This window comes from Methylobacterium sp. J-072 (genome assembly GCF_022829425.1).
Taxonomy (GTDB): domain Bacteria; phylum Pseudomonadota; class Alphaproteobacteria; order Rhizobiales; family Beijerinckiaceae; genus Methylobacterium.
On the sequence record NZ_JAKSYK010000058.1, the window covers coordinates 26,995 to 46,934 of the forward strand.

At 70.4% G+C, this 19,940-nt stretch carries 20 protein-coding genes; 7 read left to right on the forward strand and 13 right to left on the reverse strand.

The features are described 5' to 3' along the window. The first annotated feature begins 646 nt into the window (after positions 1-646). From MKK67_RS05840 to MKK67_RS05850, 3 genes are all read left to right on the forward strand, one after another. Positions 647-1,747, forward strand: coding sequence for a replication protein RepA (locus tag MKK67_RS05840; protein ID WP_243962754.1), 1,101 nt, complete (start codon positions 647-649; stop codon positions 1,745-1,747). A 129-nt stretch (positions 1,748-1,876) separates the two neighbouring features. Further along, complete coding sequence (locus MKK67_RS05845; protein ID WP_243962755.1) at positions 1,877-2,521, forward strand: winged helix-turn-helix domain-containing protein; 645 nt, start codon at positions 1,877-1,879, stop codon at positions 2,519-2,521. Positions 2,522-2,776: 255 nt separating this feature from the next. Then, positions 2,777-2,995: a hypothetical protein gene (locus MKK67_RS05850; RefSeq protein ID WP_243962757.1), complete on the forward strand. Its 219-nt coding sequence runs from the start codon at positions 2,777-2,779 to the stop codon at positions 2,993-2,995. 22 nt (positions 2,996-3,017) lie between these two features. Here MKK67_RS05850 and MKK67_RS05855 read toward each other — a convergent pair whose 3' ends face one another. The 7 genes from MKK67_RS05855 to MKK67_RS05885 all read right to left on the reverse strand — a co-directional run bounded on the left by MKK67_RS05855 (position 3,018) and on the right by MKK67_RS05885 (position 8,858). Then, the gene (locus tag MKK67_RS05855) at positions 3,018-3,329 is read right to left on the reverse strand and encodes a hypothetical protein (protein ID WP_243962759.1); all 312 of its coding nucleotides are present in this window, start codon (positions 3,327-3,329) and stop codon (positions 3,018-3,020) included. A gap of 233 nt (positions 3,330-3,562) precedes the next feature. Further along, entirely contained in the window at positions 3,563-4,240 is a 678-nt protein-coding gene (locus tag MKK67_RS05860; RefSeq protein WP_243962760.1) for a carbonic anhydrase, read from the reverse strand. A gap of 249 nt (positions 4,241-4,489) precedes the next feature. After that, positions 4,490-4,798, reverse strand: coding sequence for a hypothetical protein (locus MKK67_RS05865; protein ID WP_243962761.1), 309 nt, complete (start codon positions 4,796-4,798; stop codon positions 4,490-4,492). A gap of 278 nt (positions 4,799-5,076) precedes the next feature. Beyond that, positions 5,077-6,957: a sensor histidine kinase gene (locus tag MKK67_RS05870; RefSeq protein WP_243962762.1), complete on the reverse strand. Its 1,881-nt coding sequence runs from the start codon at positions 6,955-6,957 to the stop codon at positions 5,077-5,079. Positions 6,958-7,155: 198 nt separating this feature from the next. Then, positions 7,156-8,022, reverse strand: a complete 867-nt coding sequence (locus tag MKK67_RS05875; protein WP_243962763.1) for an alpha/beta hydrolase — start codon at positions 8,020-8,022, stop codon at positions 7,156-7,158. Between the two features lie 67 nt (positions 8,023-8,089). Then, positions 8,090-8,524, reverse strand: coding sequence for a GlcG/HbpS family heme-binding protein (locus MKK67_RS05880; protein ID WP_243962764.1), 435 nt, complete (start codon positions 8,522-8,524; stop codon positions 8,090-8,092). 43 nt (positions 8,525-8,567) lie between these two features. Next, positions 8,568-8,858: a hypothetical protein gene (locus tag MKK67_RS05885; protein ID WP_243962765.1), complete on the reverse strand. Its 291-nt coding sequence runs from the start codon at positions 8,856-8,858 to the stop codon at positions 8,568-8,570. Between the two features lie 157 nt (positions 8,859-9,015). Here MKK67_RS05885 and argE point away from each other — a divergent pair, with 157 nt between their 5' ends. After that, positions 9,016-10,200 carry an acetylornithine deacetylase gene (gene argE, locus MKK67_RS05890; RefSeq protein ID WP_243962767.1) on the forward strand — a complete coding sequence of 395 codons (1,185 nt, stop codon included), beginning with the start codon at positions 9,016-9,018 and terminating at the stop codon, positions 10,198-10,200. A gap of 197 nt (positions 10,201-10,397) precedes the next feature. On the opposite strand, the gene MKK67_RS05895 is transcribed toward argE, so the two are convergent. Continuing rightward, positions 10,398-11,198 (reverse strand): glycosyltransferase family 2 protein, encoded by an 801-nt coding sequence (locus MKK67_RS05895; RefSeq protein ID WP_243962768.1) that lies wholly within the window; start codon positions 11,196-11,198, stop codon positions 10,398-10,400. Between the two features lie 480 nt (positions 11,199-11,678). Here MKK67_RS05895 and MKK67_RS05900 point away from each other — a divergent pair, with 480 nt between their 5' ends. Next, positions 11,679-12,146, forward strand: coding sequence for a DoxX family membrane protein (locus tag MKK67_RS05900; RefSeq protein WP_243962769.1), 468 nt, complete (start codon positions 11,679-11,681; stop codon positions 12,144-12,146). Positions 12,147-12,202: 56 nt separating this feature from the next. Here the strand turns inward: MKK67_RS05900 and MKK67_RS05905 are convergent, their stop codons facing one another. From MKK67_RS05905 to MKK67_RS05925, 5 genes are all read right to left on the reverse strand, one after another. Further along, positions 12,203-12,808, reverse strand: coding sequence for a glutathione S-transferase N-terminal domain-containing protein (locus MKK67_RS05905; RefSeq protein ID WP_243962770.1), 606 nt, complete (start codon positions 12,806-12,808; stop codon positions 12,203-12,205). A gap of 202 nt (positions 12,809-13,010) precedes the next feature. After that, a complete protein-coding gene (locus MKK67_RS05910; protein ID WP_243962771.1) occupies positions 13,011-13,436 on the reverse strand; it encodes a GFA family protein in 426 nt (141 codons plus the stop codon). A 258-nt stretch (positions 13,437-13,694) separates the two neighbouring features. After that, a complete protein-coding gene (locus MKK67_RS05915) occupies positions 13,695-15,383 on the reverse strand; it encodes a thiamine pyrophosphate-binding protein (protein WP_243962772.1) in 1,689 nt (562 codons plus the stop codon). Between the two features lie 248 nt (positions 15,384-15,631). Next, complete coding sequence (locus tag MKK67_RS05920) at positions 15,632-16,834, reverse strand: FAD-dependent oxidoreductase (protein ID WP_243962773.1); 1,203 nt, start codon at positions 16,832-16,834, stop codon at positions 15,632-15,634. A 214-nt stretch (positions 16,835-17,048) separates the two neighbouring features. Next, positions 17,049-17,933, reverse strand: coding sequence for a LysR substrate-binding domain-containing protein (locus MKK67_RS05925; protein WP_243962775.1), 885 nt, complete (start codon positions 17,931-17,933; stop codon positions 17,049-17,051). A 47-nt stretch (positions 17,934-17,980) separates the two neighbouring features. Between MKK67_RS05925 and MKK67_RS05930 the strand changes: the two genes are divergently transcribed. Further along, positions 17,981-18,178, forward strand: a complete 198-nt coding sequence (locus tag MKK67_RS05930) for a hypothetical protein (RefSeq protein WP_243962776.1) — start codon at positions 17,981-17,983, stop codon at positions 18,176-18,178. A 309-nt stretch (positions 18,179-18,487) separates the two neighbouring features. Beyond that, positions 18,488-19,654, forward strand: a complete 1,167-nt coding sequence (locus MKK67_RS05935; protein WP_243962780.1) for an HD domain-containing phosphohydrolase — start codon at positions 18,488-18,490, stop codon at positions 19,652-19,654. Positions 19,655-19,940 lie beyond the last annotated feature (286 nt).

The following is a 19,940-nucleotide window of genomic DNA, read 5'->3' on the forward strand; positions in this document are numbered from 1 at the left end:
CGGTCAAGCGCAGGATTGATCGCAACGTCGATTCCCTGAGCCTCTTTCCCATCGGCACACCGCCGGTCTGTGGACGGATCAGGTATATTCCCTTCAAACCATGTGATTATCGACGGAACAGGATGCGTTCTTCAGAACGAACGAGTGCGCCGTTAAGTAGGAAAAATATCAAGATGTAATCTTTCAGAGAGTCAGTTCGGAAGACTATATGCAGTGGCGATTTCCTGATTTCTGCCAGTGGTTTGAGACTGGTTCTCGTATCCGACTCTGCGCAGATGCGCATGCAACTCTGCGGGGTCGCGTATCGAAGTCTGCGCGGATCGAGCCGGCGGGCGTATCGGATTCTGCGCGGTTCCGTATCGGATTCGGCGCGGATTCCGGCTCGGACCGGTGGAATGCGGGGACAGAATGCCGGACCGCGGGCGTATCGAACTCTGCGTTGGCCTGAGGGCTGGATCCGCCCGTATGGAACTCTGCGCGGGTACCGCCTCCGAGAACCGCGGGGAAACGTGGCGGGGAAACGGGGATTGCCGGGACAAGCCGGACCGGACCGGAGCCTCCGCCGGCGAATCGTGGCATGGCAGGATCGGGCCGCTGCTCCCCCTTCCGGAGGGGCGTGTCCGCGTGCGGCTCGGGCTGAGGGGCGATGGGCGTCGAGGAAAAAATCGCTGCGATCCACGACGCGGATCTGCGGGCCGAGATCGAGGCGGCGCGCGGCGGCTTCCTGTTCGCCCAGATCGTCGAGCACGTGCTGCACCGCCAGCGCGAGCGCGACACGCAAGCCGCCGTACTCGGCGAGCAGGAGCTCCGTCGCGCCCAGCTGTCGCGCGACCAGCGCCGCCGCGACGCGGTGCGCCTCGTCATCGAGAGCGAGCCGGCGCTGCCGTCGAGCCTGCAGCACATCCACTCGGTTCTGGCGCTCTGCGGCCTGCCCTATCGCGATCCCGGGCCGGTGCGCGAATTCACCCGCACCTACGGGCGCAATTCACTCAGCCTGATGGCCGGGCGGATCAAGGATCCGGAGACCGGCGCCTTCGAGCCCCAGGGGCTGCCCTATGGGCCGAAGGCCAGGCTGGTGCTGCTGCACCTTTGCACCGAGGCGGTGCGCCAACGCAGCCCGACCGTGAAGGTCGCCGAGACGCTCTCGGGTTTCATGCGCGAGATGGGTTTTGCCGTGACCGGCGGCGAGCGCGGCACCATCCGGCAGTTCAAGGAGCAGCTGAACCGGTTGGCCGCCTGCACCATGCAGATCGGCCTCTGGGACGGGCGCGACAGCGCCACCACCCTCAACGTCCCGCCGTTCCGCAGCCTGGAATTGTGGAAGCCGCGCGCCGGGGAGGGCGAGGACGAGGCGGGACGGACCGTGCGGTTCGACCCGGAATTCTACGAGACGCTGATCAAGCACGCGCTGCCGGTGGACGTGCGGGCGGCCCGGGCCTTCTCCGGCTCGGCGCGCAAGCTCGACCTGCTGTTCTGGACCGGCTACCGGCTGCGCTCCCTGCAGCGCCCGCTGCGGCTGACCTGGAACAACCTGCACGCGCAGTTCGGCGCCGAGAACGCCTCGATCCGCAGCTTCCGGCAGGCCTTCAAGGCCGATCTGGCACATCTGCGCGAGGTGTTTCCGCGCCTCCCGATCGTGCTCGACGATGGCGGCCTGACCCTGCACCCGGCCGATCCCAGTGCACTGCTGGTGCCGCCGCGGCCGGCCTCCACAAAGAGAATACAGGCTCGGCGGCAGGGAATTTAGCCCGGGCTCAAGGAATGCAGTTGGGGTATTCCATCACGTTCCCTCTATGTCTGGGAACAGAATGTCGAAAAGCATTCCCAACGTGCTCGGAACGCGCTAAATGTTCCCTGGTGCTGAAGGGAACGCTGGATGGGCCTGTCGGAGGACGAGATCGAAGCGCGGTTGGCCGCATTGCGCCGCCAGCGCGAGGCGCTCGACCGGGAGATCGCCGATCTCGTGCTCTATCTGGAACTCGGCCGGCGCTTGAGCGGGGCGGGGAGCGGACTGGCCCCTGTCGATCGGGGGAGGGGCGACGCGCCGGGCAAGCCCGCCCGCCCCGTGTCGGAACCGCCGGCGGTCGCGACCCACGACGCTCCCGTCAATGACGGCCTGCCGCGCAGGGCTCGGCCGGTCTCGGACCCGACCGGGCTCGAGGCCTGGGATACCCTACCGCGCGAGACCCGACATGGCCCGCCGGATGAGGAGGCGGACGGGATCCCGCCGGCGATCGCATTCACGGAGGATGCGGCGGCGGCCCGCCGCTACGGCCGCGCGCTGGTGGAGGCGGCCGTAGCGGCGATCCGGGAGGCGGGCCGGCCGATGCATGCCGGCGAGATCCTGGAGATCCTCGTGGCCCGCGGCTTCACCCTGCCGGGGCGCGATCCGGTGGCGGCCCTCAACACCCGCCTGTGGAAGCGGTCCGGCCCGGGAGGCCCCCTGCGCCGCGTCGCCGAGGCCACCTACGCCCTGGCCGAGGCGTCTCGATCCGAGCAGGACCGCGATCCGGAGGCTTGAGACGGCGAGACCGGCCTCGCCGCGACGTCGGCGGTCACGATGCCGTGACGCCGCGTGGCCTGGTGCCGATCCCGGCCGGCCCTGATCCATATGGGGGACGCGCTGCCGCGCCACCGTCTGTACGTCTCGGATCGACGCGATCGGTCCGTCAAGAGCGCGGTCTGTCGATCGGAGCCGGCGGCTTGGGGCGGGGGTTTGGAGGCGGGCCATGCACAGCGATGCGCGATCCCGCTCCGCGGGCCTGGTGGAGGGTCTATGACAGCGGCTCTCGTCGCACCGGCCGCGCAGGTCTGTGCCTTTGCGCTGGGCTGTGCGGTGATCCACGCCGCCCGCGGGCATGCCGAGATCCTCACCCGGGTGCTCGCCGCCGCGGCGATCCTGGCGGCCGTCCTGCTGCTGCTCGTCGCGTCGCTCGACTGCGCCCCGGAGGCGGACGAGGCCTTGGGCCAGAGCCCCATTTCCGCGGCTTCCTGAACGAACCGCGGTCGCCGGGCCGTCAGTTGATCAGGCAGAAGCCGGCGCCGGTGCCGACGCGCCTGTCCTGCGCGCACCAGGGCCTGGGGGCTGCTCGGAGCGCCTCCTTGGGCAGGTCCGCGGGGCTCCTCAGGGCCGAGGTCGTCTGGGCGGCCTCGGGCTCCGGGTGACGCAGCGCGAGGCTGTCGGGGAGGAGGCGAGGCTCCTGTTCCGGGAGCTGCGCATTTGCAATCGAACTCGCCGCCACCAGCCGGGGGCCGTCGGTCCGCTCCTGTGCGGCCGCGGCCCCGGTTAGGACCAGGCAGGCGATCGGGGCCGCGAGGAACCTGAACATCGACGAAGCTCCCTGCCGAGGACGCGCATCCGGCTGATCCCAAGCTTACGGGGCGGCCGGACCGGGCGAGTGTGCCGCCGGCATCTTAAAAGGGCGCGAAGATTCAGGCTTAACCGGATGCCAAGATCGTGGATCGAAGGATCTATACAGGCGGACAAAGTCATCGGCCCGGGTGGCGATCAATCGTCGGTGGACCAAGACTCTCGTCCGGTCGGAGCGGACGGGGCCGGCGCCTACGCCGCGCGCATCCGGTCCCCCGGCAGGAGCGACTGGGCCACCGGCATGTCCGCCTCGGCGATCGGCCGGAACCGCCCAGTGGTGCCGTCATAGGCCAGGAGCGCGCCGGACTCGATCTCGAAGAACCAGCCGTGCAGGCGCAAGCGGCCCTTGGCCAGGCCGACGGCCACGCTCGGATGGGTGCGCAGGTTGGCGAGCTGCACCACCACGTTCTCCAGGGCCAGCGCCCGGTGGCGCTCCTGCGGGTCCATCCCCTCGGGATAGGCCTCGCAGACTATGCGCTCGGCGGCCTCGGCGTGGCGCAGCCAAGCCGCGACGCTGGGCATCTTCTTCAGGAGGTCCGGCTTCATCAGGCCGCTCATGGCGCCGCAATCGGAATGGCCGCAGATCACGATGTCCCGCACCCCCAGGGCCACCACGGCGTACTCGATCGCTGAGGAAACGCCGCCGACCACGTCGGAGGCCGGGGGCACGATGTTGCCGGCGTTGCGGCAGACGAACAGGTCGCCCGGCCCGGCCTGGGTGATGTGCTCGGGCGAGACCCGGGAATCCGCGCAGGCGATGATTAGGGCGCTCGGGTGCTGACCGTCGCGCACGAGCTGCTGGTACATCTGGCGCTGGCCCGGGAAGACGCTGCCCTGGAAGCTGGCGATGCCCTGGATGATGCTGTTCACGGATGCGGTCTCTGCGGCAGGGGATTGGGCTGGGAGAGGTTCGGACAGGCGGCACGGGATCGCGAGCGCCGCGCCGGCGCTGCGCTGCGTGCTGGATTCGTGCAGGGGGATGTGGGGGGATTCGGAAGGCGGTCGCCCGCATCATCCCGAAAGCGGGGGTCCGGCTTTCGGGATGATGCGGAACTCAAGATCTCGCGCAGCGCCCGGATATCGGGTTCGGGACGATGCGCGAGGCGGTCTCGGATTGCGTCAGCGGCGGACGCGGCGCTCGACGTGCCCGGATGCCCAATGGGGATCGATCACGTTGCGGCGCGAGACTGCGGTCTGGGCCCCGTCATGCACCATCGGGGCGCCGAGGAGCTGGCCGCTGCCCATGCGCTGCGAATGCAGGGAGCGCGGATCGTGGGAGGGATCGCTGACATAGGAGCTCATGTGGCCGCCGCCGGCGGCCTGCCGGCTGCCGCCGCCGCCCTCGCCGGCCTGGGCCGCCATCGGCAGGGCGAGGGCACCGGCCAGGAGGCCGAGGGTCAGGAAGCGCTGGGTGATCGTGCGCGTCATGTGAAGCTCCGCCTGTGTTCGTCATGCTGGCCCGGGACACCGCGTTCCGTGCCGATGAACCGAACATAGCCGCCGCCGTTCGAAGTCGATGTGCGGTCAGACACAGTAAAATCTAATTCCTCTCGTTGATCTACTTGTGCGGATCCGCACCTCGGCGCTGCGATATCTGTCGAGGGTCGGGATTAATCGGCGTCGCGCCCATGCACGCAGCATCCACGCCGCCGCAACAGGGCACGGCCGGAGCCGATCCGGATCGGCGGCCGGGGGAGGGGGCCGGATCAGTCGAGCCCGCGCCCGTGCCGGATGTCGCCCACCGGGCCGACCATCCGCAGGGCGGCGGGTTCCGGCCCGAGGGCGAGGGGCAACGGTGCGACCGCCGCGTAGACGAGACCCCCCGGCTCGTAGGCCAGGGTGGCGCTGTCGCGTCCGGCGAGGCCCCGCTCCAGCAGGCGGGTGCCGAAACCGCGCCGCGACGGGGTGGCGACCGGCGGACCGCCGCGCTCGCGCCAGGTGATCCGCAGGGTCCGGCCGCCCCCCAGGTCAGCCTCCAGCGCCCAGTCGAACGACGCCCGTCCGCCCGGGACCGAGAGGGCGCCGTACTTGACCGCGTTGGTGCACAATTCGTGCAGGATCATCGTGAGCGCGAGTGCCATCTCGGGGGGCAGGCGTAGGTCCGGCCCGGCCAGGGTGACGCGCGCCGCCTCGCCCTGGAACGGGCGAAAAGCCTGGTCGGCGATCCCTCGCAGGTCGGCGCCGATCCAGCTCTCCCGGGTCAGGACGTCGTGGGCCCGGGACAGGCTGAGCAGCCGCGCCTCAAAAGCCTCGCGCCCGACCTCCGCGCCGGCGCCGAGATTCTTGAGGCTCTGGGCCGCCATCGATTGCACGGTGGCGAGGGTGTTCTTCACCCGGTGGTTCAACTCGTCGACCAGCAGGCGATGGGCCTCCGCGCGCCGGGCGAGCTCGTCCGCCGCCCCCGTCAAGGCGTCGGCGATCATCGCGCCCTCGCGCACGATCGCCCGGGGTAGGGGCGGCAGCGGCGCATCGCGGCCCAGCGCCCCGGCGGCGACCGCAAGGTCCCGCAGCGGCCGGGCGATCAGGGCCGCGAGGAGCCACGCGAGCATCGCCGCGGCGAGCGCCACCGCGCTGCCCGCGGCCAGGATGTTCCAGCGCAGGGCCGCCACCGAGGCCAGGGCCCGGTCCTCGGTCTGGCGCACCACCACCTGCCAGCCGAGGCCGGGATAGTCCCGGTATCCGGTCGTGCGCGCGCTCGCGCTGAGATACCCGGCGGTGCCGTCGGGCCAGGGGCCGAGCCGGCTCGTGCCCTGCGGGTCGAGGAGGCGCCCGCCGGACAGCACGGTCTCGGTGAGGCGGGTGCCCTGGAGAGCGGCAGGCCCGAGCAGCACGGTGCCGTCCCGGGACAGGATCAGGATCTCGGCCCCGCCGCGGTGGCTCCGGAGCGAGGCTTCGAGGATCCGCGCCATGTCGCGCGCCCAGGTCCAGTCGAGATGGGCGGCGAGCACCCCGACGAAGCGGCCATCCGGAGCCCGGACCGGGGTGGCGAGGTCGAGGAGGCGCAGGGGCTCGCGGGCCGCCGCGTCAGGCGTCTTCGGCGCCAGCACGGACTGCAGGAGCTTGGCCGGATGCACGTCCCCCACGAACGGTTTTTCGTGCGCACCCTGGAAATAGTCGCGGCCGGAGACGTCGGCCCCCTCCAGCGCACCGGTGCTGGTGACCGCGACGCGCCCGTCCGGATCGATCAGCCCGATGATCGAGTAGGCCGGATAGGTGACCTGGAGGCGCTCCATCACGGCCCGCTTGGCCTCGGCCCCGGTGCCGGGATCGCGCAGGCTGTCCGAGGCGGCGGCGATCTGGATGTCGCGCCAGCGCTCGAACATGCCGAGATCGAGGCTCCGCGCCATCTGCCCGGCGATCTCGGCGAGCTGGCTGCCGACCTCGGCCTCGAGCCGGCGCGACGCCTCGCGGCTCACCAGGATGGCCAGGGCCAGGGCGGCGAGGAAGCCCAAGGTCCCGAAGCCCAGCGCCAGCACCAGGCGCAGCCGCGGCACCATCGGCCGCCGGCGGACGGGATCGGTCGGGGCGGCCGGATCGGCCTGCGATCCCGCCGCCGCTACAGGCCCGGATCGGGCGACCGCTTGCATCCGCTCTCCCCGGAGCCCGCCCGGCCCGCCCCCGGTCGAAGCAGGCCGCGTCCGAGCCCGCCCGTCTCAGCACGCGCGGAAGGGCTCAGCAAGGCCGTATCAGTACGGGCCATCGCGCGTGCAATCCTGTGTTGCACAGATGCGCTCATGCACACCCTTTGCACTGCCCTTCGCACTACCCTTGCACGACGCCTGCGCTCAGCCTCCGAGCAGCGCATGCGCCGCCCGCACCAGGATCCCACCGGGCCGACGCAGCTCGCCGAGCACCGAGAAATGCTCGGCCCCGGGCACCGGCAGCAGGGGACCCGGCGCATGGGCCGCCGCCCGCAGGGCGTGCAGGTTGCGGGCATCGTGGATCAGGGCCGGCAGCTCGCGGCTGCCATAGGCGAGGCAGAGCGGCTTGCCCACCACCGGCAGGCGCAGGGGCGACAGGGTCTCGACCTCGGCTGCCGTGAGGCGCAGCTTGTCGTCGAGGGCGGTCTGGCGGATCGGCGCGAGGTCGTAGACGCCCGAGATCGCGAGCCCCGCGGCGACCGCCGGGTGGCCGAGATGCAGGGCGGTCAGCAGCCCGCCCGCCGACCAGCCGGCCAACACCAGGGGGCCGCCGATCCCGTGTGCGGGTCCGTGGCGGTCGATCCAGTCGAGCGCCGCGCCGATCTCGGCCGCGATCCGGGTCAAGCTCGCCTCCGGGGCGAGGGTGTAGCCGACCATCGCCACCGACCAGCCGGCGGCGTTCGGCCCCTCGGCGAAGCAGGCGAACAATTCCCGGGCGCCGCGCTGCCAGTAGCCGCCATGGAGGAAGACCAGGGCGGGGGCCGAGCCGTCGCGGGCCGGGTAGAGGTCGAGGGCGTTGCGGGCGCCCGGGCCGTACGAGATGTCGAGGCCGGCCGGATGCGCGGCCCGGTAGGCGGCCGAGGCGGCGTCGCGGGCGGCCACCTGGGCGGCGCTGTCGGCGACCGCGCGGGTGTTGTCGTAGCAGGCGCTGCGCGCGTCCCGGTCGAGTTCGGCCCAGCGGCGGCGCGGATCGGCCGGGGTCGGATCGTCCAGGCGGAAATCCAGAGCCATCGTGGGTTGTCTCCCGGCCTCCCGCCACACCATGACAGGCCGCCGGACCCGGGTCGAGGCGCCCGGCTCAGGAGGTAGCTCCCGGATCCTGGGCGCCGATCGCCCGCAGACCAGCACGGGCCACCGCGACATCCTGGTCGCTGGTGCCGGAGCCGACCCCGATGCCGCCCAGGCAGGCGCCGTCGATCACGATCGGCAGGCCCCCCGGGAGGTTGGTCAGCCGGCCGCCGGAGGCGAGGGCGACCGTCACGGCGAGATCGGCGGGGAGGCGGCCGGTGGGCGCGCCGTTCGAGGCGGCGGTCACCGCCTTGGCGAGCGCGCTCTCCCGCGACAGCAGCTTGGCGCCGTCCATGCGCAGGAAGGCGAGGAGGTTGCCGTCGGCATCGACCAATGCGACGTTCTCCGGCACCCCGATCGCCTCGGCCTGGGCGACGGCGGCCTGGAGGGCGGTCAGTGCCGCCGCATGGGTGAGCCGGGCGGCGGGACGGGTGGTGGCGGTCATCGCGGGCCTCGGCAGCGGTCTCGGCGGGGGAGGGGGCAGCGGGTCAGAAGCCGGGCCAGGCTCCCGGGATCGTGCCGCCATAGCCCCAGCCGGTAAACGGCGGGGCCGCGACCCGTTCCTGCGTAGCCGGGGGCAGGGCGCGGGCGAGGAGCCGGGGCGCCTGCCAGGCCTGCCAGCCCCGGAGCCGGTCGTGCTCGGCCATGCGGGCCAGGGTCGCGTCCGTGTCGGACACGTGCCGGTGGTGCGGCTTGCGATGGGGCGGCCGAGCCTCGGCCGGGGCGATCGCCAGCAGCAGCGCCACCGGCATCAGGATCGAGAAGATCAGGGGGCGCATGGTTCGGGCTCGCGGAGCGTGCGCGGCGGGGCCTTCACCGGCGGCTACGCTGCGCCGCGCCCCCGGTTCCGAGGCAGGGCGATTTTCGCCGATCCGAAGCCTGCGAAAACCCCGTAGGATGGGGAACGCCCTCCCCCGAGACGATGCGAGCCGCCCGATGCCGATCGCCGCTGAAAACCCCGCCGTGCAGGATCCGGTGGCGCTGCTCGAGACCCTCGTGGCCTTCGACACGGTGAGCGCGCGCTCGAACCTGCCGCTGATCGACTGGGCGGAAGGCTATTGCCGGGATCACGGCGCCGCCGTCGTCCGGGTGAGCGACGCCACCGGGACCAAGGCGGCGCTGCTCGTCAGCGTCGGCCCGTTCGCGACGCGGGCCGGCTACGTGCTCTCCGGCCACAGCGACGTGGTGCCGGCCGAGGGCCAGCCCTGGTCGTCGGACCCGTTCGTCCTGCGGGAGGAGGCGGGCCGGCTCTACGGGCGCGGCACCTCCGACATGAAGGGCTTTCTCGCGGTCTGCCTGGCGCTGCTGCCGGAGATGGTCGCAGCCGAGCTCGCGACGCCGCTCCACATCGCGATCTCGTACGACGAGGAGGTCGGCTGCCTCGGGGTGCGCCCGCTGATCGCCCGGATGCTGGAGCGGGGGCCGCGCCCGCTCGGCTGCTTCGTCGGCGAGCCCACCGGGATGGGCGTAGTGGTCGGGCACAAGGGCAAGTCCGCGGCCCGCCTCACCTTTCGGGGCAAGGCCAGCCATTCGGCCCTGGCGCCCGCGGGCGTCAACGCGGTGGAATACGCCGCCCGCTTCATCGAGCATGTCCGGCTGTCCGCGGAGGCGATCGCCCGGGACGGCGCCCGCGACCCGCTCTACGACGTGCCCCACACCACCGGCCTGTCGAGCGTGGTCCGGGGCGGCTCGGCGCTCAACATCGTGCCGGATACCTGCAGCGTCGAGTTCGAAGTCCGGGCGATCGGGGCCGACGATGCCGGGGCGCTGGCGGCGGCCGCGATCGCCTACGCCACCGAGACCCTGGCGCCACTGATGCGGGCGACGGACCCGGCCTGCGGCGTCGATGTCGAGCCGCTGATCGACTATCCCGGCCTCGACACCGACCCCGAGGCGGCGATCGTGACGCTCGCCAAGCGGCTGGCCGGGCGGAACGCGCACGGGAAAGTCTCGTACGGGACGGAGGGCGGGCTGTTCGAGCGGTTGGGCGGCGTGCCGGCCGTGGTAATCGGTCCGGGCTCGATCGCCCGGGCCCACAAGGCTGACGAGTACGTGACCCGGGATGAGCTCGCCGCCTGCGCGGACTTCGTCCGGCGGCTGATCCGGGAGTGCCGAGGCTGACGGCGCGGCGAAGCGCGGCCTGCCGTTCGAAGAGACTGAGAAGTCTGAGACCGTTCCGCCCGCCGTCGGGGGCCTACGAAGAATTGCCGGACCTCACGGCCGGCATCCCACGTGGGCGCGTCACGTCGAGGAGCGAGAGGCCAGATCGATCACAACGCGATCGCGTCCGGATCGGAGGGCCGCAGGTCGCTGCGGTCTCACCACGGGATCCGTCCGAAGCGGTCGACGAGCCGCTGGTACTCGGCGTTGCTCTCCTGCTTGGCGGTCCCGCCCTCGCCGACATGCGAGGTCCCGGATCCCGGATGCACGAGACGGTACACGAGCGGCAGGACGAAGCCGTGTCGCACGAGTTGAATGTTCGGGCCGCCGAAACGTAAAACGTTGGCCAGCCAAGGACGGACTTGAAAGGCGTCCTGCATGTTCGCCGGTGCCGTCGCCTCGACCAAGTGGGCGCGACGCAGGCCGGTTTCGGCCAAGCGCCCGAGCCATTCGTTGTCATAGTGCCACTTTGAGGACGGATCGATCGCGCCGACCTTCTCGAATGTGCTGCGGCGCATGAGCCAACCGGACGGCGCCGGAAAATCGTTGATCCGGACGGGCTCGTCGGCTTCGTTCACCTCGAGTTGAGTCGAGGAGACGAAGTCGAATCCGTCGAGGGCCCGGATGGCGACGGCGAGATATTGCGGCAGCCAGCGGTCGTCGTCCTCGAGGAAGCCGACGAGGTCCCAGCTGGTATCCACTGCTCGGATCGCCGCGTTCAATGCGGGGACCTGGGCCTTGCGGTCACTCCGCACGAACGTGATTTGTCGATGATCGGCGAGCCGCGCCGGAATCACGGTGTCCGCATCGACTCCGACGAAGAAATGGATCGTGAGCTGTCTATCAATGAGCTCCTGAGCCCCAGCGCTCGCAACGGCGTGCTCCAAGAAATAGAGATCGGATTTGCCGACCAGCGTCGAGGTCTTAAGCCGGGATGGCGTAATGATTGCAACTTTCATCCTGATTCTCTTCAATTTATGCGAATAAATTTAGAAATTCATCGCACTTTCAATTCGAATCGATATCTTTCAATTCGGATAAGCGATGTTCTCAAGCGCTAAACAATCCGAAACATTGCGCGTTTCGAACTGTCAAGTTGTTTTCAAGGATCCGATCTGAATGAATAATCTGCGTCATGTCCTTTATTCGCAAAAAATATACAACCAAAATTCTCAAATAAAGAAAATTTACACACATTTTCCACCAGATGCCGATCGATGTGCTGAATGGAATCGGCCGCTTTGCTGTTGTTCGGAAGTCACCAACAATGCAAGATGCGTGACCACCGCTTGAGCTGGTGAGCCCGCTCTGTTCGGCTAAGGTATCACGTACCGCATGCCGGAAGATCGACGGCCGGCACCCGACAAGAAACCTTTGCGCCGCTCGCGGTTTGGAGGAACGGCGGGCCGCGGAGCCGGCTCGGGAATTGTCGGAAGCGCATGGCCAGCCTCAGCGTCGCGATCGCGTTCGGCGTCCGCCTGCTCCTGGTGTTGCTGTTCCTGCCGTTCAGCGCGCTCGACAAGATCCTCAACTTCAAGGGCGCGGTCGGCCAGGCCCGGCAGGCGGTGCATGCCACCGGACCGGCGACCCTGCTGATCCTGATCGGGCTCGGGGTCGAGATCGGGATGTCGCTGTGCATCCTCACCGGCACCGCCGACCGGGCGGCGGCCTTCGTGCTGGCCGGCTATTGCGGCGTCACCGCGCTGCTGTGGAAACAGTTCTGGGCACCCGGCGATTTCTGGGCGGGCGGCAAGGGCCGCGAGCTGTTTTGGGATTTCTTGAAGAATTTTGCGCTGGCCGGCGGTTTCTTGCTGATCACCTTCGGGACGGGCGCCGGGACGGTCCAAGACTTCTTCGCCGACCCGCTCGCCTCGTCCCACCCCTACGCGGTCCAGGCCCGGCCGTAGAATCCGGGTTTCCAAAGGGCCCACGGCCCTTTGGCGGGGCGCGAAGCCCCGAGGTCTCACCCCTTCGGGATCGTAGCGACCATCGAGGGCCGGCCCTCGAACACCGCGTACCAAGCGGCGGTGGCGGGGCGTCCCTCGCGCCAGGCGAGATCGGGGAAGCGCAGGTCGAGATAGCCGAGGGCGCAGGCGATCGCGACCGTGCCGATATCCAGGACCGGCATATCGGCGACCAGGGTCTCGAACCGGTCGAGCGCCGCCGTGATCTTGCCGACCTGCCCGGCCTCCCAGGACTCCCAGCGCTGTGCCTCCGGGCGCAGGACCCGCTCGTAGCGAGTGAGCAGCGCGGCATCGAGCAGGCCGTCGGCGAGCGCCTGCCGGGTGAGCGCATCCCAGCGCGCCGGACCCTCGGGGAACAGGCGCGGGCCGGTCGACAGCCCGTCGAGATACTCGCAGATCACCCGGCTGTCGTAGAGGGCGGTGCCGTCCTCCAGCACCAGGGCCGGGATCTTGCCGAGCGGGTTGTGGGCGGCGACCTCGGGGGAGGGCCCGGTCGGCGAGGCCCCGGCGGCGGTGACGGCGATCTTGTCGATCAGCCCGGTCTCGTGGGCCAGCACCAGCACCTTGCGGGCGTACGGGGAGGCGGGGGAGTAGAGGAGCTTCATCGGACCGTCCCGGTTCGTGGTGACGTCGGGACCTCGCATTCCTGCCGGCTGGAATCCAGTCCGGACGCTGAAACCGGGTTTCCAAAGGGCGTGGCCCTTTGGCGGGGTCTTGGGGCGGAGCCCCGAAGGATCGGGCGAAGCCCGACACCAGGGTTCTGCCCTGGACGCGCACAAGGTCACGGACCTTTTGAAACCGGGCCTTTCAAGCGCGATCCGCGTCGGCCGGGATGAACCGCAGCGTGCCGGCCCGGCGGGTCGGTTGGCCGGTGTCGTTGGTGTGGTTGACCCCGTCCATGACGGGCACCGCGGGGAAGTCGAACGGGCTGATTCCGTCCAGGCACGCCACGTTCACGGCAAAGAGATCCTGGTTCGAGCGCCGCTGGTGATGGGTGTAGATCCCGCAGCGGGAACAGAAGAAGTGCTGCGCCGCTCCGGTGTGGAAGCGGTAGCTCGTCAACGCCTCCGCGCCTTGCAGGATCTCGATCCCGCCCGCTTCCGCCATGGCGACGACGGCGCCGCGCATCCGGCAGTACGAGCAGGTGCAGCGGCGGATCGAGTCGAAGCCGTCGCCGAGGGTCGCCCGGAAGCGCACCGCGCCGCAATGGCATTGGCCGGCATGGAGGGTCATGGTGCCCGGTCCCGTTCGGATCCCGCCTGCGCCCGGTCTTACGAGACGTGTCCGCTCGCGCTGGGCCACGGACGGGAGTGCCGATCGAGATCGGCGTCACGTTGGACGTAGCCCCGAAATTCGGGCCGGACAATCCATGAAAAGCTCGCGCGCTGCGTGAGAAAAACACGCGCGACGGTCCGGGGATGCACGCCTGAGATCAGCGGCAAGCGTTTGAACCCGTATGCCTTTCTTGCCGGTGCGCCGGTCGCCCCCCGGTCAGCTCGCCCGGACCACCACCTCCACGAGGTTGGCGCCGCCGGACCGGATCCCGGCCTCGATCGCCGGGGCGATGTCGGCGGCCCGGGTCACCCGCCGGGACGGCACCCCCATGGAGGTGGCGAGCGCCAGATAGTCGACGCGCGGGTCGGTGAGATCCATGGCGATGAAGCGGTTGGCCCGCACCGAGGCGTAGTGCGCCTGGCCCTTCATGAAGTTCTTCAGGATGTTGTACTCGGCGTTGTTGATCACCACGAAGGTGACCGGCAGCTTTTCGTGCGCGGCGGTCCAGAGCGCCTGGGGCGAGTACATCGCGGCGCCGTCGCCGACGACACAGACCACGGGCGCCCGGTCGATGCCGAGCGAGAAACCGACCGCGGCCGGCATGCCCCAGCCGAGCACGCCGCCGCGCATCGCCGCGTATTGGTGGGTGGACGGGCTGTCGAGGAAGGTCCGCAGATGGGTGAGCGTCGCAGGCGCCTCGTCGATGATCGTGGTCTGCGCCCCCACCGCCCGGGCCACCTCGCGGGCGGCGACGAGCGGCGCGATCACCGGATCGTCGAAGGCGGCGTCGGCCGCGGCGGCGAGCTTGGCCCGCCGCGCGGTCCGGGCCGTTTCCGCCTGTGCCCGCACCTCCGCGTAGGTGGCGGCGCGATCGGCCACGCGCGGGGCCAGCAGCGGCAGCAGCGCGTTCAGGGACGCCTGGATGTCGCCCACCGTCGACAGGCTGGTGGCGTAGGTGCGCCCGAGGTCGCGGACATCCGCGGAGAGCTGGAACACCTGCGTCCCCGGCGGCACCGCCGAGACCTCCGAGTAGAGGATGGTGATCAGCGACTTGCCGCCCAGCGCGAACACCGCGTCGTAGCGCCCGAGGATGTCGGCGATGGCGTCGGCCCGGGTCGGCAGGTTGCCGGCCCAGAGCGGGTGGGCGGTGGGGAAGGGGATGTGGGCCGGCCAGGACGAGCCGTAGACCGGCGCCGCCAGCAGGTCGGCGAGGGCCACGGCCTGGGCGGAGGCGTCGGAGGCGTCGATCTCGTCCCCGGCGATCAGGGCCAGACGGCCGGGCGCGATGGCGGCGAGTTTTTCGGCCAGCTTGTCGAGGGAGCCCGCCACCGCCCGCTGGTCGATGGTCGAGGTCTCGCCCGCCGGGGTCGCGGTCATCGCCTCCATCACGTCCATCGGCAGGGACAGGAAGACCGGGCCGGACGGGGCCGCGCCGCAATCGTGGAAGGCGCGGCGCAGGAGCACCGGGATCTGGTCCGGGCTGGTGACCTCGCGGGCCCACTTCACCACCGGGTCGGCGATGGCGACGAGGTCGCCCATCAGCAGCGGGTCGGAGAGGGCGTGGCGCAGGTCCTGCTGCCCGGCCGTGACCACCAGCGGCGTGCCGCTGACCTGCGCGTTCCACAGCGCGCCCATGCCGTGACCGAGGCCGCCGGCGGTGTGCAGGTTGAGGAAGGCCGGCCGGCGCGCGCCCTGGGCGTAGCCGTCGGCCATCGCCACCGCGGTCGCCTCCTGCAGGGCGAGGATGTAGCCGATGTCCTGCGCCTCGGTGAGCGCGTCGATCAGCGGCAATTCGGTGGTGCCGGGATTGCCGAAGATGTAGCGCACGCCCTCCGAGCGCAGCACATCCAGCAGCAGGTCGGCGCCCCTCCGGCTCCCGGCGGCATCCACGGTCTCGATCGACATACGCAACCCTCCTCCGCCCCCCGGCGGAATCAGTGCGACGCTACCCCATGACCGCGCCGCGACGAAGACCCGAGGCGCGGGATCGAGTTTCCAAAGGGCGAGCCCTTTGGCGGGTTGTCAGGGCGGAGCCCTGACGGAGCCGAACGCTAGAGCCGTGCCCGACCACGTTGGGTCGGGTCACGCCTCTAAGCTCTTGTTTTGACGCGCTCGCTTGCGCCGAACCGGTATCCACTTCGGCGGCGAGCGCTCTAGAGGCCGATCGGCAGCAGCCCGGGCGCCAAAGCCGCGGCGGCCCGCGGCCCGTCCTTGACCAGGCGAATCGCCGTGCGGGCGACGCGATTGCGCAGGCGCCGGGCCCGCCAGAGCGTCCCCGTCTCCACGGCGAGGCCACGGGCGTAGACGCTGGCGCGCAGGCTGCGCGCGTCGCAGGCCTGCTTGACCGGGTCGGCATAGAACGCCGCGATTTTTTCGCGACCCATGCCGGGGGTGGCGAGCCAGGCCGGCACGTGGACCCGGGCGAGCCGGTCGGCATCGGTGAGCAGCTTGCCGATCCCGGTGCCGGGGATCGGGCAGGCGGTCTGGAAGGCGTCGCCGATCAGCACCAGCCCGTCGCGCTCCACCCCGTCGGCCCGGGCGAGGTCGATCGGCCGGACCTCGAGGGGGCCGGACACCGACAGGTCCGGGCAGTGCCGCGCCAGGTGGGGCATCATCGCCCGCAGGGTGGCTTCCGGGTCCCGGCGCAAGGCCGCGACCCAGGGCTCGCCGGGATCGCGGTAGCAGAACAGGTTGGCGCGCATCACCTCCCCGATCGGGAACAGGGTCAGGTAGGCGTCGCGCCCGCCGAACCCCTCGGCGAAGTAGGTCATGGCCGGGAACGGGAAGGCGGCCCGCGGCGCCGCCATGTCGAAGCCGACCGCCAGGGAGTGGCGCGGGCTCAGCGCCCGCTTGGCGATGCCGGCCTTGGCGAGCAGCGCATGGCCGAGCCCGGTGGCGAGCACAACGAGGCGCGCCTCGATCCGGCGGCCGTCGCTCAAGGCGAGAATCTGGCGATCCGGCCCGAGCTCGAAATCGGCGACCCGCCCGGGGGTCAGCAGCCCGTCGGGCAGGGCGGCCCGGGCGGCCCCGACCAGGACGGGATAATGCGCGCCCCATTCGCGGGCGGCCTCCCGGTAGGCGAGGCGGCCATAGCGGACCACCGCGACCTCCTCGGTCGCCGTCGTGCAGGCGGCCAGAGCCGCCCCGAAGCCGAGACCCTCGAACAGGGCCATCTGGTCGGCCCCGAATTTCTCCGCCCGGAAGTCGCGGCGCGCTTCGCCGCGTTCGGCCTGGGCGTCGATCAGCGTGACCCGGGTCCCGGCGCGGGCGAGCGCCCCGGCCAGGCAGCTCCCGGCCAGCCCGGCGCCCACCACGGCTACGTCGTAGCGATCCACCACGCTGCCCATCGCTGTCATCGCAAAGTCGTCCCGTTCCCGGCGCCAGAGTTTGAATGCACGAAACCGCACAGATGGCAGCGATGATGACGCCCGTAAAGCACGTACGTAATCTTTTTAGAGCCTGGAAACATTCGTTTACAGGACGACAACGAAGCTTTCAGGCCGCCTCATCTTCTGATTGAATCGCCGCACCTTATCCGGATCTCCTACCCAACCCGGATCTGTGCCGCGCTCACGCCCGCAACTGCGCCACGAAGGCGCGCATGAACGGCGGCAGGCCGTCGAGGTCGCGCAGGCACAGGGTCAGGTCGCGGCGGGCCCACGAATCGGAGAGCGGCACCACCGCGATGGCGAGCCCTTGCGCGGCGCGGGCGGCGGCGCTCTCCGGGAGCACCGCGAGCCCGACCCGGGCCTCGACCAGGCGGCAGACGGCATCGAAGCCGCGCAGCTGCACCCGCAGGCGCATCGGCCGCCCCTCCCGCACCGCCTGGGCGACCAGGAACCGGCTGATGGCGCTGCGCCGGTCGAGGCCGACGAGGTCGTGGCCGAGCACCTCCACGAAGGCGATGTCGGCGCGCGCCGCCAGGGGATGGTCCCGGGCCGCCACCAGCACGAACCGGTCCTCCCGGAACGGGAAGGTCTGGAGCGAGCCGGTATCGACCGTGCCGGACAGGATGCCGAGATCGGCCACGCCCTCGGCCACCAGCCCGACGATCTCCTCGGAGGTGCGCTCGTCGATCTCGACCCCGATCCCGGGATGGCCGGCCAGGAAGGCCGAGAGGGCGTCGGGCAGGAACTCGGTCAGCGCGTTGGTGTTGGCGAGCACCCGGATCTGCCCGGCCGCACCGCCGGAGAACACCGCCATCTCCTCGCGCAGGCGCTCGACGCCGGCCAGGATCTCCCGGGCATGGGTGAGGAGCGCGCGCCCCGCCGGGGTCGGGCTGACGCCCTGCCGGCCCCGGGTCAGGAGCGCGGCGCCGAGGGAGTCCTCCATCAGCCGGATCCGCGTCGAGGCGGCCGCCAGGGCGAGGTTCGCCCGCGCCGCCCCGTGGGTGATCGAGCCGGCCTCGACCACGTGCCGGAACAGGCCGAGATCGGTGAGATCGAACCGCATCATCACCGAAGGTCCTTCCCGGGAGCGGCATCACGGAGCGCCTTCGTCCCGTGGCGACGGCGCGGGACGGTATCGTCGCACCGCCGGCCTGTCAGCGTCGCCGGACCAATGCCCGGGCATGGAAGGCGCCAGGACAAATCGAAAACCATCACTATAAGATCCATGAAAATCTGAACTCGGAGCATTCAATTTATATTCACGCCATAAAAATTGCCACGTCTCGGTTTATTTATGAGATCATCAAATGAAACTCAGCAGAACAGACGTTTAGTCCATCTCTTAGATCAAAATTACCGCCCAACGCGAGCATGAGAACATTTACTCCCCTTTAACGTGCAATATTACAAATGTGTCACATCGTCGAAGAGACCTTCCGCATTGAGGACGGCACCTTCACCCGCAATCGTCCCGGACCGGATCATGACCGCGTTCAGCCCGATGGATCCGATCTTGGAAAGCCACGGCTCTCGGTGCCCGCAGGCTCCCCAAAGCGCGGCGCCGACACCCCGCCGATCCCGCGCCGGGCACGCACCCGCGGAGCGAGACAAGACGCCATGATGGATGCGCTCCTGGTTGACGACAGCGCGACCATGCGCCGGCGCCTGCGCCAGATGCTGGAGGCCAAGCCCGACGTCAGCGTGACCGACTACGCCGACCCGGCCGCCGCCCTCGTGGAGGCGCAGATGCGCGCCTTCGATCTCGTGCTGGTCGATTACCACATGCCCGCGATGGACGGGATCGCGTTCATCCAGCGGATGCGCACGATCCCGCACTACGCCCAGGTGCCGATCGCGATGGTCACCAGCGACATCTCCGACGCGGTGCGGCTCGCCGCCCTGGAGGCGGGGGCGACCGACTTCCTCGACAAGTCCATGCGGGGCGTCGAGCAGACCGTGCGGCTGCGCAACCTGATCCGCCTCGCCAAGGCGGTGCGGCGGCTGGCCGAGCAGGCCGCCTGGCTCGACGGCGAGGTCGAGGCCGCCCTGCGGCACATGCGCGAGCGCGAGGAGGAGATCATCTTCCGCCTGTCGCTGGCGGTCGAGTATCGCGACAACGACACCGGCGACCACACCTGGCGGGTGGCCCGCTACAGCCAGATCGTGGCCGAGGCGCTCGGCCTGTCGGCGGAGCTGTGCCGCAACCTGTACCTCGCCGCGCCGCTGCACGATGTCGGCAAGGTGGCGATCCCGGACGGGATCCTGCTGAAACCCGGCCGGCTCGACCCGGACGAGTTCGCCCTGATCAAGACGCACGCGACCATCGGGCAGCGCATCCTGGGCGGCAGCAGCTCCGAGCTGATCCGGCTGGCCGCCGAGATCGCCGAAGCGCATCACGAGAAATGGGACGGCAGCGGCTATCCGAAGGGGCTCGCCGGCACCGAGATCCCCCTGGCGGCCCGGATCGTCGCGGTGGCGGACGTGTTCGACGCCCTGACCACGCAGCGGCCCTACAAGGAGGCGATGTCCTTCGAGGCGGCCCTCGGCTGCATCCGGGCCGATAGCGGCCGCCATTTCGACCCGGCCTGCGTGGAGGCCTTCTGCGCGCGCTGGCCGGACGTGCTGGTGGCCGGCGGGCAGGAGCGGGGCGCGGTCCGACCGGGCGCCCGCGCCGTCACCGAGCCCTGGGCCCGGGTGCCGACCCTGCTCCGCGAGATCGCCGCCGAGACACCCGTTCTGGCAGGCCGGTTCGTGGACGAAGCCCCCGCCCGCAGACGCCACGGATGAGGGCGCCGATCACAGGTCATCTGTGAAAATCCCGGATTCAAAAGGTCTGGACCCAGCGCTTTCAAGGTGTTTGGCCCCGTGCGCGTCGTGGGATCAGGGCTCCCGAGCAGATCACGCGCGCCCCTTTCCCGGACAGGTGAAGCGAAGCGGAACCTGATCCGGGACCCAGCACACGAAGCGCCGCGCCAGCGGCACAGGTCGATCGGACGGACGCTGCGCGCCGTCGTGTGCTGGGTCCCGGGTCGCATTCCGCTGGCGCTGCATGCGCCCGGGAAAACGGCCGTGC

Bases quoted from the DNA above. Each gene is read 5' to 3' on its own strand.
- MKK67_RS05895 (WP_243962768.1), bottom strand. From the start codon at position 11,198: ATGAAAGTTGCAATCATTACGCCATCCCGGCTTAAGACCTCGACGCTG.
- MKK67_RS05845 (WP_243962755.1), top strand. From the start codon at position 1,877: ATGGGCCTGTCGGAGGACGAGATCGAAGCGCGGTTGGCCGCATTGCGC.
- MKK67_RS05850 (WP_243962757.1), top strand. From the start codon at position 2,777: ATGACAGCGGCTCTCGTCGCACCGGCCGCGCAGGTCTGTGCCTTTGCG.
- MKK67_RS05840 (WP_243962754.1), top strand. From the start codon at position 647: ATGGGCGTCGAGGAAAAAATCGCTGCGATCCACGACGCGGATCTGCGG.
- MKK67_RS05925 (WP_243962775.1), bottom strand. From the start codon at position 17,933: ATGATGCGGTTCGATCTCACCGATCTCGGCCTGTTCCGGCACGTGGTC.
- MKK67_RS05910 (WP_243962771.1), bottom strand. From the start codon at position 13,436: ATGACCCTCCATGCCGGCCAATGCCATTGCGGCGCGGTGCGCTTCCGG.
- MKK67_RS05870 (WP_243962762.1), bottom strand. From the start codon at position 6,957: ATGCAAGCGGTCGCCCGATCCGGGCCTGTAGCGGCGGCGGGATCGCAG.
- MKK67_RS05900 (WP_243962769.1), top strand. From the start codon at position 11,679: ATGGCCAGCCTCAGCGTCGCGATCGCGTTCGGCGTCCGCCTGCTCCTG.
- MKK67_RS05865 (WP_243962761.1), bottom strand. From the start codon at position 4,798: ATGACGCGCACGATCACCCAGCGCTTCCTGACCCTCGGCCTCCTGGCC.
- argE (WP_243962767.1), top strand. From the start codon at position 9,016: ATGCCGATCGCCGCTGAAAACCCCGCCGTGCAGGATCCGGTGGCGCTG.
- MKK67_RS05885 (WP_243962765.1), bottom strand. From the start codon at position 8,858: ATGCGCCCCCTGATCTTCTCGATCCTGATGCCGGTGGCGCTGCTGCTG.
- MKK67_RS05935 (WP_243962780.1), top strand. From the start codon at position 18,488: ATGGATGCGCTCCTGGTTGACGACAGCGCGACCATGCGCCGGCGCCTG.
- MKK67_RS05875 (WP_243962763.1), bottom strand. From the start codon at position 8,022: ATGGCTCTGGATTTCCGCCTGGACGATCCGACCCCGGCCGATCCGCGC.
- MKK67_RS05920 (WP_243962773.1), bottom strand. From the start codon at position 16,834: ATGACAGCGATGGGCAGCGTGGTGGATCGCTACGACGTAGCCGTGGTG.
- MKK67_RS05880 (WP_243962764.1), bottom strand. From the start codon at position 8,524: ATGACCGCCACCACCCGTCCCGCCGCCCGGCTCACCCATGCGGCGGCA.
- MKK67_RS05855 (WP_243962759.1), bottom strand. From the start codon at position 3,329: ATGTTCAGGTTCCTCGCGGCCCCGATCGCCTGCCTGGTCCTAACCGGG.
- MKK67_RS05915 (WP_243962772.1), bottom strand. From the start codon at position 15,383: ATGTCGATCGAGACCGTGGATGCCGCCGGGAGCCGGAGGGGCGCCGAC.
- MKK67_RS05905 (WP_243962770.1), bottom strand. From the start codon at position 12,808: ATGAAGCTCCTCTACTCCCCCGCCTCCCCGTACGCCCGCAAGGTGCTG.